At 71.8% G+C, this 15,081-nt stretch carries 14 protein-coding genes; 6 read left to right on the forward strand and 8 right to left on the reverse strand.

Annotation, left to right across the window (positions count from 1 at the left end):
- Positions 1-3: 3 nt before the first annotated feature.
- Positions 4-1,449, reverse strand: coding sequence for a cysteine--tRNA ligase (gene cysS / locus ESZ52_RS15535; protein ID WP_131105728.1), 1,446 nt, complete (start codon positions 1,447-1,449; stop codon positions 4-6).
- Positions 1,450-1,780: 331 nt separating this feature from the next.
- Here cysS and ESZ52_RS15540 point away from each other — a divergent pair, with 331 nt between their 5' ends.
- From ESZ52_RS15540 to ESZ52_RS15550, 3 genes are all read left to right on the forward strand, one after another.
- Entirely contained in the window at positions 1,781-2,806 is a 1,026-nt protein-coding gene (locus tag ESZ52_RS15540; RefSeq protein ID WP_131105729.1) for a hypothetical protein, read from the forward strand.
- Between the two features lie 205 nt (positions 2,807-3,011).
- Complete coding sequence (locus ESZ52_RS15545; protein ID WP_131105730.1) at positions 3,012-3,668, forward strand: GOLPH3/VPS74 family protein; 657 nt, start codon at positions 3,012-3,014, stop codon at positions 3,666-3,668.
- A 38-nt stretch (positions 3,669-3,706) separates the two neighbouring features.
- Positions 3,707-5,191, forward strand: coding sequence for a TIM-barrel domain-containing protein (locus tag ESZ52_RS15550; RefSeq protein ID WP_131105731.1), 1,485 nt, complete (start codon positions 3,707-3,709; stop codon positions 5,189-5,191).
- 97 nt (positions 5,192-5,288) lie between these two features.
- On the opposite strand, the gene ESZ52_RS15555 is transcribed toward ESZ52_RS15550, so the two are convergent.
- The 3 genes from ESZ52_RS15555 to ESZ52_RS15565 all read right to left on the reverse strand — a co-directional run bounded on the left by ESZ52_RS15555 (position 5,289) and on the right by ESZ52_RS15565 (position 7,862).
- Positions 5,289-5,822, reverse strand: coding sequence for an AMIN-like domain-containing (lipo)protein (locus ESZ52_RS15555; protein WP_425600055.1), 534 nt, complete (start codon positions 5,820-5,822; stop codon positions 5,289-5,291).
- Between the two features lie 259 nt (positions 5,823-6,081).
- Complete coding sequence (locus ESZ52_RS15560) at positions 6,082-6,711, reverse strand: MBL fold metallo-hydrolase (protein WP_131105732.1); 630 nt, start codon at positions 6,709-6,711, stop codon at positions 6,082-6,084.
- On the reverse strand, positions 6,708-7,862 hold the full coding sequence (locus ESZ52_RS15565; protein ID WP_131105733.1) for an S-(hydroxymethyl)mycothiol dehydrogenase: 1,155 nt from the start codon (positions 7,860-7,862) through the stop codon (positions 6,708-6,710). Before ESZ52_RS15565 ends, ESZ52_RS15560 begins: the two co-directional genes overlap by 4 nt.
- Positions 7,863-8,265: 403 nt before the next feature.
- Between ESZ52_RS15565 and ESZ52_RS15570 the strand changes: the two genes are divergently transcribed.
- Positions 8,266-9,309, forward strand: coding sequence for a hypothetical protein (locus ESZ52_RS15570; RefSeq protein ID WP_131105734.1), 1,044 nt, complete (start codon positions 8,266-8,268; stop codon positions 9,307-9,309).
- 249 nt (positions 9,310-9,558) lie between these two features.
- A complete protein-coding gene (locus ESZ52_RS15575) occupies positions 9,559-11,292 on the forward strand; it encodes an AMP-binding protein (protein ID WP_131105735.1) in 1,734 nt (577 codons plus the stop codon).
- A gap of 149 nt (positions 11,293-11,441) precedes the next feature.
- On the opposite strand, the gene ispF is transcribed toward ESZ52_RS15575, so the two are convergent.
- The 3 genes from ispF to ESZ52_RS15590 are packed head-to-tail and all read right to left on the reverse strand — an operon-like array spanning position 11,442 to position 13,290.
- Positions 11,442-11,930: a 2-C-methyl-D-erythritol 2,4-cyclodiphosphate synthase gene (gene ispF, locus ESZ52_RS15580; RefSeq protein WP_131105736.1), complete on the reverse strand. Its 489-nt coding sequence runs from the start codon at positions 11,928-11,930 to the stop codon at positions 11,442-11,444.
- Positions 11,927-12,784 carry a 2-C-methyl-D-erythritol 4-phosphate cytidylyltransferase gene (gene ispD, locus ESZ52_RS15585; protein WP_131105737.1) on the reverse strand — a complete coding sequence of 286 codons (858 nt, stop codon included), beginning with the start codon at positions 12,782-12,784 and terminating at the stop codon, positions 11,927-11,929. The genes ispF and ispD overlap by 4 nt, the downstream gene beginning before the upstream one ends.
- Before the next feature lie 23 nt (positions 12,785-12,807).
- Positions 12,808-13,290 (reverse strand): CarD family transcriptional regulator, encoded by a 483-nt coding sequence (locus ESZ52_RS15590; RefSeq protein ID WP_022921966.1) that lies wholly within the window; start codon positions 13,288-13,290, stop codon positions 12,808-12,810.
- A gap of 244 nt (positions 13,291-13,534) precedes the next feature.
- On the opposite strand from ESZ52_RS15590, the gene ESZ52_RS15595 reads away from it, so the two are divergent.
- Entirely contained in the window at positions 13,535-14,119 is a 585-nt protein-coding gene (locus tag ESZ52_RS15595; protein WP_131105738.1) for a hypothetical protein, read from the forward strand.
- 3 nt (positions 14,120-14,122) lie between these two features.
- On the opposite strand, the gene phoU is transcribed toward ESZ52_RS15595, so the two are convergent.
- Positions 14,123-14,827, reverse strand: a complete 705-nt coding sequence (gene phoU, locus ESZ52_RS15600) for a phosphate signaling complex protein PhoU (RefSeq protein WP_337590175.1) — start codon at positions 14,825-14,827, stop codon at positions 14,123-14,125.
- Positions 14,828-15,081: the final 254 nt, after the last annotated feature.

Below are 15,081 nucleotides of genomic sequence, written 5' to 3' on the forward strand. Positions count from 1 at the left end.
TCCTCAGCCCAGCGACCAGCGGGCGCCGGCCGGGGTGTCCTCGATGACCACGCCGAGCGCGGTCAGCTGGTCGCGGATGGCGTCGGCCGCCGCGAAGTCCTTGTCGGCCCGTGCCTGCGCCCGCGCCGCCAGTCGTTCCTCCACGAGTGCGGCCAGCACCTCGCCCGCCCGTCCACCCTCGTCCGTGCCGCCCCACCGGGGGTCGAGGGGGTTGACGCCGAGCACGTCCAGCATGGCGACCAGCTGCAGCAGGGTATGCCGCACCCCGCCGGCCGGCTCGCCGCCCTCCAGCGCCTTGTTGCCCTCGCGCACCGCCCCGAAGACCACGGCGAGCGCCTCGGGCACGTTGACGTCGTCGTCCAGCGCCGCGCGGAACTCCGCCGGGAAGGCCTCGTCGACCGACAGGGCTCGGGACTCCTGCACCAGCTGCTCCGCCGGGGCCCCCACAACCTCCAGGGCGCGCGCCACATACCCCTCGATCCGCTCCACCGCGGCGAGCGCCTCGTCCAGCGAGCCCTCGCCGTACTCGATCGTGGAGCGGTAGTGCGCGGCGCCGAGGTAGTAGCGCAGCACGAGCGGGCGGACGGTCCTGGTCAGCTCGGTGACCGCGAGCGCGTTGCCGAGCGACTTGCCCATCTTGGCGCCCTTGACCGTGACCCAGGCGTTGTGCAGCCAGAAGCTGGCGAAGTCGAGGCCGGCGGCGCGCGACTGGGCCTGCTCGTTCTCGTGGTGCGGGAAGCGCAGGTCGACGCCGCCGCCGTGGATGTCGAAGGCGTCGCCGAGGTACTTGCGCGCCATCGCGGAGCACTCCAGGTGCCAGCCGGGCCGGCCGCGGCCGTAGGGCGTCGGCCAGGAGGCGGTCTCCGGCTCGCCGGGCTTGTGCCCCTTCCAGAGCGCGAAGTCGCGCGGGTCGCGCTTGCCGCGGGGGTCGGCGTCGCCGGCCCCCTCCATGTCCTCGATCTTCTGCCGGGTCAGCTCGCCGTAGGCCGGCCAGGAGCGGACGTCGAAGTAGACGTCGCCGGAGCCGTCCTCGGCGGCGTAGGCGTGGCCCCGCTCGATGAGCAGCTCGATGAGCTCGACCTGCTCGGTGATGTGGCCGGTCGCCCGCGGCTCGTAGGTCGGCGGCAGGACCCCGAGCAGGTCGAGCGCGCGCGTGGTCTCGCGCTCGTGCAGGTAGGACCACGCCCACCAGGGCTGACCGGCCTCGGCGGACTTGGCCAGGATCTTGTCGTCGATGTCGGTGACGTTGCGGACCAGGGTCACGTCGTACCCGTGTCCGCGCTCCAGCCACCGCCGCAGGATGTCGAAGGAGACCGCGAAGCGCACGTGCCCGATGTGCGGGCTGCCCTGCGTGGTGAGGCCACAGATGTAGATGCCGACCTTGCCGGGCTCGAGCGGTTCGAACGGCCGTAGCTCGCGGGAGGCGGTGTCGTACAGGTGCAGGCTCACCTGGTCAAGGTTACCGGGGGTATGCCGCACCGCCCGCCACCCGCCGTCTGGCTCAACCTCCGTCTGCCGCCCGCGCGTGCTGCACCCCGCGACCCCGCCTCATGCGTTCTCCCGCCCGCGACCCCGCCTCCCGCCCGAGACAGGCAACGTCCTGCACGACAGACCACGTCGACGACGCTGCATGTCGTGCAGGATGTTGTCTCTCCCCAGCTCGACCTCTGTCCTCAGCCCGACCTCGCGGCGGGTCCGCGCATCCCGCACCTCCAGCCCTGCCCTCGCCCCCTGTGGACAGTCCCAGCATCGAGGTGACTACCCCCGGCACACTCGGACCATGTCGATGGCGGGGATCATCCAGTTGCTCGAGGCGCAGGGCGGGGCGGGGAGCAGGCGCCAGCTGCACGACGCTGGATTCTCGCGCCGGACGGTCGAGGCGATGGTGCGCAACCGTGACCTGGTCGTCGTCCGCCGTGATGCCGTGATCCTGGCCGAGGCTCTGGTCGACCTCAGTCCTTGGGCAAGGCGTGCGCTGGAGGCGAGGGCGGTCGGTCACAGCCTTGCGGCTGCGGCCGGTAGCACCCCGCGCCCGGCTGTCCACGCGCTGAGCCACGAGAGTGCGCTGATGGTCCACGGGTTCCCCTACTTCGGCGAGGACGGGCTGGTCCATCTCGTCCGGACCGATGGGCACCGGGGTCGCCGCGACGGCACGATCTGGGTGCACAGCGCGGTCGACCTCAGCTGGGTGGTGGAGATCGATGGACTCCGGGTGATGAAGCCGGTGATGGCTGCCCTACAGGTCGCGGCCACGCATGGCGAGGAGGCCGGACTGGTCGCCCTCGACGGCGTCCTGCACGAGGCACGGCTCCGGGACCAGGACGAGGTCGGCCGCTCGGACGGTCCCGCGACCGCCCAGACTCGAAGCGAGATCGAGTCGGCCCTCACCCTCACCTGGGGGCCGGGCACCCCGGTGGTCGAGAGTGTCGCCGAGCTCGCCGACGGGCGCAGCGAGTCTGCGGGTGAGAGCCGAAGCCGTTGGCTGCTGCGCCTCCTCCGGTTCGGCCCGGTGACCCCTCAGTTCCCGGTGCGCGACGGTGCAGTGCTGGTGGGTCTTGCCGACCTGAAGCTCGACCGCTGGACGGTACTGATCGAGTTCGACGGGACCGGCAAGTACACCGGACCCGCCGCGCTCCTGGCCGAGAAGGACCGCGAGGACCGGATGCGAGCGCTGGGGTATGAGGTGGTCAGACTCCGCTGGGCCGATCTCGCTCGGCCGCACGTGGTCCGCCAGCGCGTCCTCGCCGCGATCGCCCGGGCGGAAACTCGCGCCGCGACGACCGCCCACGCTGCGCCGACCGGGTGACGACAGCGATGACGACGGCCCCGCACACCGGCACCGGACAGGCAACGTCCTGCACGACAGACCACGTCGACAGCGCTGCATGTCGTGCACCACGTTGCCTACCTCGGCACCGGCGTCGTCGACGCGGAGTGTTCATTGGCATTCATCGGCGCCCGGAATGCCGGATCGCCCGTCACCACCCCTGCCCTAGCCCTAACCTTGAGCCATGCACATCGCCGAAGAACTGGTGTTGGTCGGGACCAGCGTGGAGGGGCGAAACCTGCTGGGCACCGGCCGCAACCTGGTCCTGGCGGGCGCCTTCCTGACCGAGCTGGCGGTCATGGAGCGCCTGGACGTGCAGGACAAGCGGCTGCGGGTGCTCGACGCCGGCTCGATCGGTGACCACCTGCTCGACGACGCGCTGGTGCGCTTCGCCCAGTACGAGGGCAAGAAGCCCAAGGATGTGCTGGACAAGGTCGGCAAGCACCTCCTGGAGCCGGTGCTGGAGAGCCTGGTCACCCAGGAGCTGGTCCGGCCCGAGCCGGTGTCGGTGGTCGGCCTGACCCTGTGGACCCGTTGGCCGGTGGTTGTGGACGGCCCGCGGCAGGCCGTGCTGGACGACCTGGCCCGCGTGCTGACCGGTGCGCAGGAGGCGGACTCGCGCACCGGGGCGCTGATCTCGCTGCTGCACGCCGTCAACATCCTGCACACGGTGGTCCCCCAGGAGCTGCGGCCCGGCATGACCAACCGCGACGTCAAGCGCCGCGGCAAGGAGGTCCTCAAGGGTCGGTGGGCCCCCGAGGCGGTCGCCAAGGCCATCGAGGAGGCGGCCACCGCGACCACGCTCGCGGCCGCCGCGGCGGCAGGTGGTGCGTCCAGCTGAGCGCCGCTGGCGGGTGGCTGAGCCAATAGCGTGGGGCCATGCCCGTCGTCCACCAGACCGACCGCGCCCGCCTGAGCGTGCTCACGCCATACCTCGTCCGTTTCGAGTGGTCACCGTCCGGGACCTTCACCGACGAACCGACGCAGGTGGTGCTGCACCGCGACCTCGGGCCGGTGCCGGCCACCGTGACCCCGGTCGGCGAGGGCGTGGAGGTCGTGACCGACGGGTTCGAGCTGGTCTACGACGGGGGGTCGCCGACACCGTCCGGCCTGTCGCTGCAGGTCAGGGGCGGGGTCACCACCTACCACTCCGTGTGGCGGTATGGCGTGCCCGTCCGGGAGAAGAGCCGGCTGGGCGGCACCGCCCGCACCCTGGACGAGGTGGACGGGCGCACGCCGCTGGAGCCGGGGGTGATCTCCCGGGACGGTTACGAGGTGCTCGACGACTCCGTCAGCCTGGTCCGGACCGGCCCCGGCGCCACCGACCTGCGACCCCGCGAGGAGGGGGCGGTCGACCTCTACGTCTTCGCGCACGGGCTGGACTTCCGCGGCGCGCTGCGCGACTTCTACCGGCTGACCGGGCCCGTGCCACGGGTGCCGCGCTACGTGCTGGGCAACTGGTGGAGCCGCTACCACCCCTACTCCGCGCAGGAGTACTCCGCGCTGCTGGACCGGTTCGCCGCTGACCGGTTGCCGTTCTCGGTCGCGGTGCTGGACATGGACTGGCACATCACCGACCCGGAGAGCCGGTTCGGCAGCGGCTGGACCGGCTACACCTGGGACCCCCGGCTCTTCCCCGACCCCCAAGGCTTCCTCAAGGAGCTGCACGACCGTGGCCTGAAGGTCACCCTGAACGACCACCCGGCGGACGGGGTGCGGGCCTTCGAGACGGCATACCCGGCGATGGCGCGGGCCCTCTACGTGGACCCCTCGACCGAGGCACCGCTGGCCTTCGACGTCACCGACCCCGCGTGGCTGCGGGCCTTCTTCGACCACGTCGCGCACCCGCTGGAGGAGCAGGGGGTGGACTTCTGGTGGATCGACTGGCAGTCCGGCCCCTGGTCGCGCCTGCCGGGGCTGGACCCGCTGCGGGTGCTCAACGAGGTGCACTTCGCCGAGCAGTCCCGGCGGGCGGCGCGGACCCCGCTGCGGCTGCGTCGAGGGGTCCTTACGATCGGTCCGGCCGAGGGCGACCTGTCTGTGCTCCCCGCGGCGCGGACCTGGACGGTGCACGTGGCCGGAGTCGCCCCCGCGGTGGCGGTGCACGCGGACATCCCCGTCGGCGAACAGGTCAGCGTCGACCTCTCGACCGTCGAGCCCACCGCGCGGGAGCTCGGCACCTGCTTCGACATCCTCGACGCGGCGGAGATCGAGCACGCCACCAAGGACGAGGTATGGCGTCTGCTCACCCGGGCGGACCTGGCGGCATACCGTGCCGGGCTGGTGGGTGAGCTGACCTCGCTCGGCCTGGACCCGTCGCTGCTCGGCGCGCTGGTGGAGGTGCTGACCGCCGAGGGGCGGTGAGGGCTGGTCCGGCTCCGCCTGCCACGCCCGGGAGAACGCTCGCGATCACCTTTCTGGCGTCCGCGCGGCGCACGCCCGCCCTCTCGCCCGTGCACCATCACCACCGGTGCGCGACGTCGATCAAGAGCCTTGACCCGCTGCCCGGGCCGTCGAGCACGAGGACACGCATCGGCAGCCGGGCGCGCACGCCCACCCCGAAGGTCGTCTGTCCCTCGTAGGATCCCGCGATCGCAACCTGGCGCAGCGTGTCGTAGCCGGTGACGTCGACGACCCTGGCTCTGTCCTTCGGTGAGTAGGTCGGCTCGCCGGAGGAGTCGTAGGCCGGGACGGTGACGTCCACCTGCATCCGCGCGCCGCCGTCCAACGGCACCGGCCGGCCGGACCCGGGCTCGCTGACCGTGTCGACATACCTCACCCGGTAGCCGACCTTGCCGGCCGCGACCCCCGCGATGTCGACGACCACGCGGTCGAAGCAGGTATGCCGTCCCGACCGGACGTTGGTGATCGTGCCGTCGCCGACGTGGCTGTCGCTGCGCGCCTTCTCCAGTGACCCCCACGTCACCCCGCAGCTGACGCCGGCCGTTCCAGCCGAGGCGCTCGTCGCGCCGGTCGGCACGTGGCTCGACGTCATGGCCGCGGCGGGCACGACCCCGCCGAGCATGACGAGCGCAGCCAGCGTGGCCGCGGCCCTCCGATTGGTCCCCACGGTCGTTCCCATGATCTTTCCCCTGCCCCTGTGGGCGTTCCGGCGGAGCGCCTTCGTCAGGTAGTCGCACGCGCGGCTGAGAAGGTTCAGGAGACGGGACGGGGGCGGGTGTGCACCCGCCCCCGTCATCACGGCATACCGGTCATGGTCGCCTCGGTGACCGGTCGGTCACCGGCCGGAATCCTCAGCTGCCCCGGTCGATCCAGTCCTGGCGCTGCGGTGCCTCCGCGCCGATCGTGGTGGTGCCGCCGTGGCCGGTGCGCACGACGGTCTCCTCCGGCAGGGTCAGCAGCTTGTGGGTGATCGACTCGATGATGGTGTCGAAGTTGCTGAACGAACGGCCGGTGGCCCCCGGCCCGCCCTCGAAGAGCGTGTCGCCGGTGAAGACGGTCGCCATGCCGGGGACGTAGAAGGAGCAGGCGCCAGGCGAGTGACCCGGGGTATGCAGCACCTGGATGGTCTGCCCGGCCACCTCGATCGTCATGCCGTCGGCCAGATCCTGGTCCCAGGTGCGGCCCGGGTGAGTGAGCTCCCAGACCTCCTTGTCGTCGGGGTGCAGGTAGATCGGGGCGTCGACCCAGTCCTTGAGGTCGAAGACGGCGTCGACGTGGTCGCTGTGGGCGTGGGTGAGCAGGATCCCGACCACCTTGCGGTCGGCCGCGATGTCGGCGATCTTCTGGGCGTCGTGCGGCGCGTCGAAGATCACGCACTCCTCGTCGTTGCCCAGCACCCAGATGTTGTTGTCCACCTCCCAGGTGCCGCCGTCCAGCTCGAAGTTGCCGGTGGTGATCCCGTGGTCGATCCGCACGTTCATACCTTGCTCTCCTCCCTCTCAGGGGCACCCGCAGGCGCCTGGGTCTGGCTGTCGATGACGACGACGCTACGCAGCACGTCGCCGCCGTGCATCTTGTCGAAGGCGGCCTCGACGTCGCCCAGCCCGATGGTCTCGGTGACGAAGGCGTCAAGGTCGAAGCGGCCCTGGCGGTAGAGGTCGATGAGCATCGGGAAGTCGCGCGAGGGCAGGCAGTCGCCGTACCAGCTGGACTTCAGCGCCCCACCCCGGCCGAAGATGTCGGCCAGCGGGAGGGTGACCTCCATGTCGGGGGTCGGCACCCCGACCAGGACGACGGTGCCGGCGAGGTCACGGGCGTAGAAGGCCTGCTTGTAGGTCTCCGGCCGGCCCACCGCCTCGACCACGACGTCGGCGCCGTGGCCGCCCGTGAGGGCCTGGATGGCCTCGACCGGGTCGCTCTCCTTGCTGTTGACGGTGTGGGTGGCACCGAAGCGCTTGGCCGTCTCCAGCTTCCGGTCGTCGATGTCGACGGCGATGATCGTCGTGGCGCCGGCGATGGCGGCACCGGCGATGGCGGCGTCACCCACGCCGCCGCAGCCGATGACGGCGACCGAGTCGCCGCGGGTGACGGCGCCGGTGTTGACGGCGGCACCGAAGCCGGCCATCACGCCGCAGCCCAGCAGGCCGGCGGCCACGGGCGAGGCCTCTCGGTCGACCTTGGTGCACTGGCCGGCCGCCACCAGCGTCTTCTCGATGAACGCGCCGATCCCGAGGGCGGGGCTCAGCTCCGCGCCGGCCATCGGGTCACCCTCGGCCAGGGTCATCTTCTGCGTGGCGTTGTGGGTGGCGAAGCAGTACCACGGCTCACCCTTGGCGCAGGCCCGGCACTGGCCGCAGACGGCGCGCCAGTTGAGGATGACGTAGTCACCCGGCTGGACCTCGGTGACGCCCTCGCCGACGGCCTCGACGGTGCCCGCCGCCTCGTGGCCGAGCAGGAACGGGAACTCGTCGTTGATGCCGCCCTGGCGGTAGTGCAGGTCGGTGTGGCAGACGCCGCAGGCCTCGACCTTGACCACCGCCTCCCCCGGTCCGGGGTCCGGCACGACGATGTCGACGACCTCGACGTCGGCGTCCTTGCTGCGGGCGATGACGCCCTTGACGATCTGGGACATGGGCGATCCTCCTTGGTCGGGGACGGGAACTGCTCTCCAATCTAGGCACTCCGCTCCGCCCGGTCATCCAGCGGGGTGGGAGTGGGCACCGCGCCGATGAGGTATGTGCGAGAACGGTGTGTCACATCCGTGGTGCCAGCGACGGATGCGACACACCGTTTCCGCACCTGCGTGCGCTCAGGCGGGTCCGCGCCCTCCTGGCCCGCAGGTTCCTGGCTCGACCCAAGGCCCTCCTTACCCGCAGGTTCCTGGCTCGACCCAAGGCCCTCCTTGTCCGCAGGTTCCTGGCTCGACCCAAGGCCCTCCTTGTCCGCAGGTTCCTGGCTCGACCCAAGGCCCTCCTTGTCCACAGGTTCGTCCTCGGCCCAGGCGGATGAGGCGCCGGACCGGGGACGCTGGGCCCATGAAGCAGCTGGCTGAGAACCCCGACGAGTCCTCCAGCACCTTTGAGGCGCAACCCCGCGTCAGACCGACCTTCCCCACCATGCCGGGGCAGCGGGGCCTGGCGACATACCCGCAGTTGCGAACCGCGGGCTGGACCGAGGCCCAGATCCGACACGCCAGGACCACCCTCTGGCAGGTCCCCTTCCCGTCGGTCGTGGCCCCTCACCGTGGACCGTTGGACGGCACGACGCAGCTCATCGCGGCGACGCTGTGGGCGGGACCGCGCGCCGTCCTGTCCGGCCTGACGGCCCTCCGGGGTCATGGTCTGCAGGTGCCGGGAAGCCACCAGCATCTCTTTGTCGTCCCCGCGTCGGGGCGCGCGAGGCAGCACGGCCAGGCCCGCGTCATCCGTTCGAGCCGTCCGATGACGGGGGCGCAGACCGCCGGTCTCGTCGCCCTCGCGTCTGCTCCCCGAGCCCTCGCCGACGCCGCGGTCTACCAGCACGTGCCCGATCAGGACCTGGTGGCACTGGCGATCGCGGTACTCCAGCGAGGTCTCTGCACCGCCGAGGAGCTGAGAGAGGAGCTCTGGCAGCGACCGCAGGACACGGTGCGGGGCATCGACGCCGGTGTGGAAGCGTTCGTGGGCGGGGCGTGGTCCCGCCCCGAGGCGGCCCTGCGACGTGTCGTGGACCTGGAGCCGGGCCTGCCGCAGATGCTGACGAACGTCGGGCTGGAGCGCCTCTCGGACGGAAAGCTCGTGGGCTACCCGGACGGCTTCTTCCCTAACCTCGGGTTGGTGATCCAGGTGCACTCCCGACAGCACCACCAGGGCATCGATGACCAGGGTGGTGACCGCTGGGCCGGCACGGTGGAGAAGGACTCGGACTACGTGGCGGTCGGAGCACGGGTGCTGGGGGTCACCCCCTGGACGCTGTACTCCCAGCCAGAGCGCTTCCTCATCAGACTCCGTCGGACTGTAGCCCTCGGACCCGCTTCCCCCCTGCCCGCCGTGCGGGTCGTCGCGGCGCCTCCTCGCGGGCCGGCCCAGCACGGACAGTGAAGGTCAGGGAAGGTTGACCCGACCTGCCCTGCCTGAGCAAGAACGGTGTGTCACATCCGTCGTCAGCGCCACGCCTGCGACACACCGTTTCGGCACAGGGGTTCTCCGCAACCGGGTGCCCGCTGTCGTGCCCGGTGTATGTCCGCCCAGTCGCCCCTTCACCCGTTCACCCGTTCGCCCGGCCGTCCGTCCGTCCGCCCGGCCGCCCGCCCGTTCGGCGACGAACCTACGGCAGCGTAGGTTTGAGGGGTGACGAGCGAAGAGCCCCTCATCCCGTTGACGGTGACGCCCGCCGGGTCGACCACCGAGCTGCTGGCGCAGGCTGCCCGACGCTGGCCGGAGCGGGTGGCGATCGACTTCCTGGGCGCGGAGCTGACCTACGCCGAGCTCGCCGCCCAGGTCGCGGCCGCGGCGCAGGTCCTGCGCGACCACGGTGTCGCGCCCGGCGACCGGGTGGGGGTCGTCCTGCCCAACAGCCCCCAGCACGTCGTCGCCTTCTATGCCATCACCTCGCTGGGCGCCACCGTCGCCGAGCACAACCCGCTCGCGGCACCGGAGGAGATCCGGGCCCAGCTGCGGATGCACGGCGCGAAGGTGGTGCTGGCCTGGGAGCACGCGCTGGCCGCGGTCCTGCCCGAGGGAACGGCCGCCGACCCCGACCGCACCGTGCTCGCCGTCGACCTCACCGCCGGTATGCCGCGCCGCACCCGGCTCCTGCTGCGCCTGCCGCTGAAGGCCGCGAAGGCCAAGCGAGCACAGCTCAGGGCCGCCGTCCCGGCGGGCGTGGGCTCCTGGGACCGTAGCGTCGCGGCGGCCGGTCGACAGCCGAAGGGGACACGGGACGGGGCGAAGGGGAAGGCGCCGTGGACGGCATACACGCCCTCCTCGGAGGACATGGCGGTGCTGCTGCCCACGGGCGGCACCACAGGCACCCCCAAGCTGGTGCCGCTGACCCAGGCCAACCTGATGGCCAACGCAGCGCAGGGACGGCAGTGGGTGCCGCTCAAGGAGGGCGAGGAGACGTTCGGGGCGGTGCTGCCGTTCTTCCACGCCTTCGGGATGACGCTCTCGCTGACCTTCGCCGTCTCGATGGGCGCCACGCAGGTGGTGCTGCCCAACTTCGACGTCGACCTGGCGCTGGCCTCGATCCGGCGGCGGCCGTGGACCTTCCTCGCCGGCGTTCCGCCGATGCTGGACCGCCTCGCGGCAGCCGCCACCACGGCGGACCCGACGCTGCTGCGGCCGTTGCGCCACGCGATCTCCGGTGCCATGTCGCTCGACCCGGCGATCGCCCGGCGCTGGGAGGAGGCGACGGGTGGCCTGGTCATCGAGGGCTACGGGATGACCGAGTCGTCCCCGGTCGCGCTCGGCAACCCGTTCGGCCCGGGGCGCCGCCCCGGCACGCTCGGCATCCCCTTCCCCGGGACCCGGATCCGCGTCGTCGACCCGGAGCTGGTCGAGAAGGACGTAGAGGCCCCCGACGTCCCCGACGGCGAGGTGGGCGAGCTGCTGGTCCACGGGCCGCAGGTCTTCGGCGGCTACCTCGACGCCCCGGAGGAGACCGCCCAGGTGCTCCTGCCGGGCGGGTGGCTGCGCACCGGCGACCTGGTCCGGCGCGACCCGGACGACGGCTTCGTGGCTCTCGCCGACCGCCGCAAGGAGCTCATCATCAGCGGCGGCTTCAACATCTACCCGACCCAGGTCGAGGACGCTGTCCGCGGCATGCCCGGCGTCGTCGACGTCGCCGTGGTCGGCCTGCCGGACACCTCGCTCGGGGAGCGCGTCGTCGCCGCCCTGGTGCTGGAGCAGGGCGCCGCGGTGGACCTGACCGCCGTGCGTGAGTGGCTGCACGGGCGCGTCTCCCGGTATGCCGTGCCCCGCGCCGTACACCTGCTGGAGGACCTGCCCCGCAGCCAGCTCGGCAAGGTGCTGCGCCGGCGGGTGCGCGAGCGCCTCCTCACCGACGGGAACGACGAGGGTTGAGCACCTCGCCCGGTGGACGTCAGCGGCGGGCGACGACCAGCTGGAGCGGGTGACCGGTCCGGCGGCTCACCGGTCCGTCGGACGCGGGCGGGGCACCAGCGGAGGTTGCAGCCGTTCCGTCGGACACGGAGCGGGCTACCGGCGGGCGCCTACCGTCGCGCGACGAGCGCGGTGGCGATCCCGGCGAGGCCCTCGACGCGGCCGATGAAGCCGAGGGCGTCGGTCGTCGCAGCGCTCACGGAGACGGCCGCGCCGCCGAGCGCCGCGGACATGGCGGCCTCCATCTCGCCGCGGCGGGGGCCGATCTTGGGCCGAGGTGCGACCACCTGGACCGCGACGTTGCCGATCGTCCAGCCGTCGGACCCCAGGAGGCCCGCGACGTGCTGGAGCAGGCGGGCACCGGAGGCCCCCGCCAGCTCGGGCCGTCCGGTGCCGAAGACCGCGCCCAGGTCGCCCAGCCCGGCCGCCGAGAGCAGGGCGTTGCAGGCGGCGTGCGCGGCGACGTCGCCGTCGGAATGGCCCTCGATGCCGCGCTCCCCCGGCCACTGCAGGCAGCCGAGCCACAGGGGCCGGTCGGCGCCCACGGGGGCCCAGGCGTGGACGTCGACGCCGATCCCGGTGCGGGGCAGAGCGGTCATGACGGGACTCCCTCGTCGTGGGTTGCTGGTGAGGCGGCCTGGGCACGCGTGCTCGGCGGACCTGGCGTGCCGGTCGCGCTCGTTCCGCTGCCTGGCGCGCCCTGCGCCAGCCAGCCCGCGGCCACCTCCAGGTCGTGGGGTGTGGTGATCTTCAGCGCCCGCGGCGACCCCTCGACCACGGTGACCTCGCCCCCGCACGCCTCGACCATGCCGCAGTCGTCGGTCGCCAGCGCGGCCCCGCCCGTCCCGCGGCGCGCGAGGTCCCCATGGGCCCGCTCCAGCGTCTGACGCAGAAAGCCTTGCGGGGTCTGCACCGCCCGCAGCGTGGACCGGTCGAGGGTGCTCACGACCCTGAGCAGCCCGTCCGGGCCGGGCACGACCTGCTTGACCGTGTCGGTGACCGGCAGCGCCGGGGTCACGGCCGGATGACCCGCTCGCACGGCGTCCACCACCCGGTCGAAGACCTCGACGGGGGTCAGCGCCCTGGCCGCGTCGTGCACGAGGACCACGTCGATCCCCGGTGGCAGAGCAGCGAGGCCGGCCGCCACGGAGTCGGAGCGCTCCGCACCGCCCGGGACGACCTGGATCGCGGGCGCCGTCGTGTCCTGACCAAGGGCAGCACCGGCGGCCGTGATCGCGGAGGTGAGCTGCTGCCTACCCTCCGGGTCTGGCGGGGCGACGACCACCACCGACGTCAACGCCCTGCAGGCCAGGGCGGCGTGCAGGGCGTGGACGACGATCGGTGCCTCGTGCGGGCCGTGGCCGAGGGGCACGAGCGCCTTGGGCATGCCGGCACCCAGTCGGGTGCCCTGGCCCGCGGCGACGAGGACCAGCCCGACGCCCGACGAAGACATGGCGGGCGGCGCCGGTTCTGTGCTCAGGAGGCGAGGACCTCGTCCAGGGTGGCCTCGGCGGTGTCCTCGTTGGTCTTCTCGGCGAGCGCGAGCTCGGAGACGAGGATCTGCCGCGCCTTGGACAGCAGGCGCTTCTCGCCCGTGGACAGACCACGGTCCTTGTCCCGGCGCCACAGGTCACGCACGACCTCGGCCACCTTGATCACATCGCCGGAGGCGAGCTTCTCCAGGTTGGCCTTGTAGCGGCGCGACCAGTTGGTCGGCTCCTCGGTGTGCTCGGCGCGCAGCACGGCGAAGACCTTGTCCAGGCCTTCCTTGCCGACGACGTCACGCACACCGACCAGGTCGCAGTTCTCAGCGGGCACCTCGATGGTGAGGTCTCCCTGAGCGACCTTGAGCTTGAGGTAGAGCTTCTCCTCGCCCTTGATGGTCCGGGTCTTCATTTCTTCGATGAGAGCGGCCCCGTGGTGGGGGTACACAACCGTCTCTCCGACCTTGAACGTCATCTTGTCAATTGCCCCTTTCGCGGACCTTCAGTTTACCACGCGTGGCGCAGGTCACGGAATAACATGATTGGCATTTATGCAGGTCAGGGGCTTGACAAAGGCTTTCAGGTATGCCGCGCACCGTCCGGAGGAGCATATCCGCTCCGCACCCGGACCCCACCTCCCCGCAGGTCAGAGGGCTCGGCGACGGCGGCAGGCAGCCCGTGACGGGCCCGGGGCGGGCCTGCCGGGTAGGGTGTCCTCCGTGACGACTGCACCTGCCTTCCGCGCCCGCCGCCGTGCCGCTGTGCTCACCGCCGCCTTTGCCGCACTCGCGCTGTCCGGCTGCTCGCTGACCTCCCCCACCACGAGCATGATCCGCTACTCCCCGGCCGACGGGGTGGAGATCGACGGGCAGTCCGTGGACGTGCGCAACCTGCTCGTGGTCAGCCACGGTGAAGGCGCGCCCGGCGTCGTCGTCGGCTCGGTGTCCAACCGCACCTCGGAGCCGGTGACCGTCACGGTCAGCGCCGCGGGCAACGACCTCAGCCCGCAGGTGGAGGTGGGCCCGGGCGGCGTGGTCCGCCTGGACGGCTACCCGTCCGATGGTCCCGGGGAGCCCGTCACCATCCCCTCCGTGGACGGTCCCTCCGGCCAGGGCATGGAGATCCGGATCGTCACCGACGAGGAGACGCTGACCGCCCACGCGCCGGTGCTGCTGCCGCAGGGCCCGTACGAAGAGTTCGCCGACCTGGCGGGCGGGCCGGTGGAGCCCCGGCCGGCGGCCGAGGACCACGACGGAGCGGCCGAGGACGAGGACCACTCCACCCCCGCCGACGGCGACCGCTGAGGATCAGCCGCTGGAGCGCGGCACGTCGCTGAGGAAGTGCTCGTGCGCGCCGGGCAGCTGCTCGTCCGCCCATACCCCCGTCACCAGGTAGACCACGCGCAGCGCGACCGAGACCGCGTGGTCGGCGAACCGCTCGTAGTAGCGGGACAGCAGGGTCGCATCGACGGTCGCCTGCGCGGACATCGACGTCGCGGGGTCGAGCAGGATCCGGAACACCTCGCGGTGCAACCGGTCCATCGTGTCGTCCGCGCCCATCAGCTCGGCCGCACCGTGCGCATCGCTGGCCGCCACGATCTCCCCGGCCCGGCGCACCATCTGTATCGCTGTGGTCGACATCTCCTCGAAGATCGGGCGCAGCTGCTCGTCCAGGGCCGGCGAGGGGTAGCGCAGCCGGGCCAGCTTGGCCACGTGCCGCGCCAGGTCCCCCGCGCGCTCCAGGTCCGAGCTCATCCGCAGGGTGGTGACCATCTGTCGCAGGTCGGTGGCGACGGGCTGCTGCCGGGCCAGCATGTCGATGGCGCGGTTGTCGACGTCGCGGCGCACGGCGTCCAGGTAGGCGTCGTCGGAGATGACCTCCTGGGCCAGGTCGAGGTCAGCGTCCATGAGCGAGCGGGTCGCCCGCTCCAGCGCGGTGGCCGCCAGGCCACTCATCTGCACCAGCTGCTCATTGATGTGACCGAGCTCTTCCTGGTAATGACTACGCAACACGCCTGCTTGCCCTCCTGCGTTCGATCTAGGTCGACCGGGTCGGTCTAGATCGGGTTGGTCGATGTTTTGCCCAGGTCCGTCGACGGATGCCGATGTCCGTCGAGCTGGGGTCGCGTCCGAGACTCAGGACGCCAGTCTCGAAGGTTCCCACGTTCTCATGAACGCCTGACGACGGTGGAGTGAACTTCAACCCCCGCATGCCGCACCTGACGTCCACCTGCGGGGACCGGGTCCTCCAGCGTCCTAGGCTGTCC

Origin of the sequence: Ornithinimicrobium sufpigmenti, from assembly GCF_004322775.1 — a bacterium.
GTDB lineage: Bacteria > Actinomycetota > Actinomycetes > Actinomycetales > Dermatophilaceae > Ornithinicoccus > Ornithinicoccus sufpigmenti.

Excerpts from the sequence above, each read along its gene's own strand:
- ispD (WP_131105737.1), bottom strand. The coding sequence starts at position 12,784 with ATGTCTTCGTCGGGCGTCGGGCTGGTCCTCGTCGCCGCGGGCCAGGGC.
- ESZ52_RS15545 (WP_131105730.1), top strand. The coding sequence starts at position 3,012 with ATGCACATCGCCGAAGAACTGGTGTTGGTCGGGACCAGCGTGGAGGGG.
- ESZ52_RS15550 (WP_131105731.1), top strand. The coding sequence starts at position 3,707 with ATGCCCGTCGTCCACCAGACCGACCGCGCCCGCCTGAGCGTGCTCACG.
- ESZ52_RS15590 (WP_022921966.1), bottom strand. The coding sequence starts at position 13,290 with ATGACGTTCAAGGTCGGAGAGACGGTTGTGTACCCCCACCACGGGGCC.
- ESZ52_RS15565 (WP_131105733.1), bottom strand. The coding sequence starts at position 7,862 with ATGTCCCAGATCGTCAAGGGCGTCATCGCCCGCAGCAAGGACGCCGAC.
- ispF (WP_131105736.1), bottom strand. The coding sequence starts at position 11,930 with ATGACCGCTCTGCCCCGCACCGGGATCGGCGTCGACGTCCACGCCTGG.
- ESZ52_RS15540 (WP_131105729.1), top strand. The coding sequence starts at position 1,781 with ATGTCGATGGCGGGGATCATCCAGTTGCTCGAGGCGCAGGGCGGGGCG.
- ESZ52_RS15555 (WP_425600055.1), bottom strand. The coding sequence starts at position 5,822 with ATGACGTCGAGCCACGTGCCGACCGGCGCGACGAGCGCCTCGGCTGGA.
- ESZ52_RS15570 (WP_131105734.1), top strand. The coding sequence starts at position 8,266 with ATGAAGCAGCTGGCTGAGAACCCCGACGAGTCCTCCAGCACCTTTGAG.
- ESZ52_RS15560 (WP_131105732.1), bottom strand. The coding sequence starts at position 6,711 with ATGAACGTGCGGATCGACCACGGGATCACCACCGGCAACTTCGAGCTG.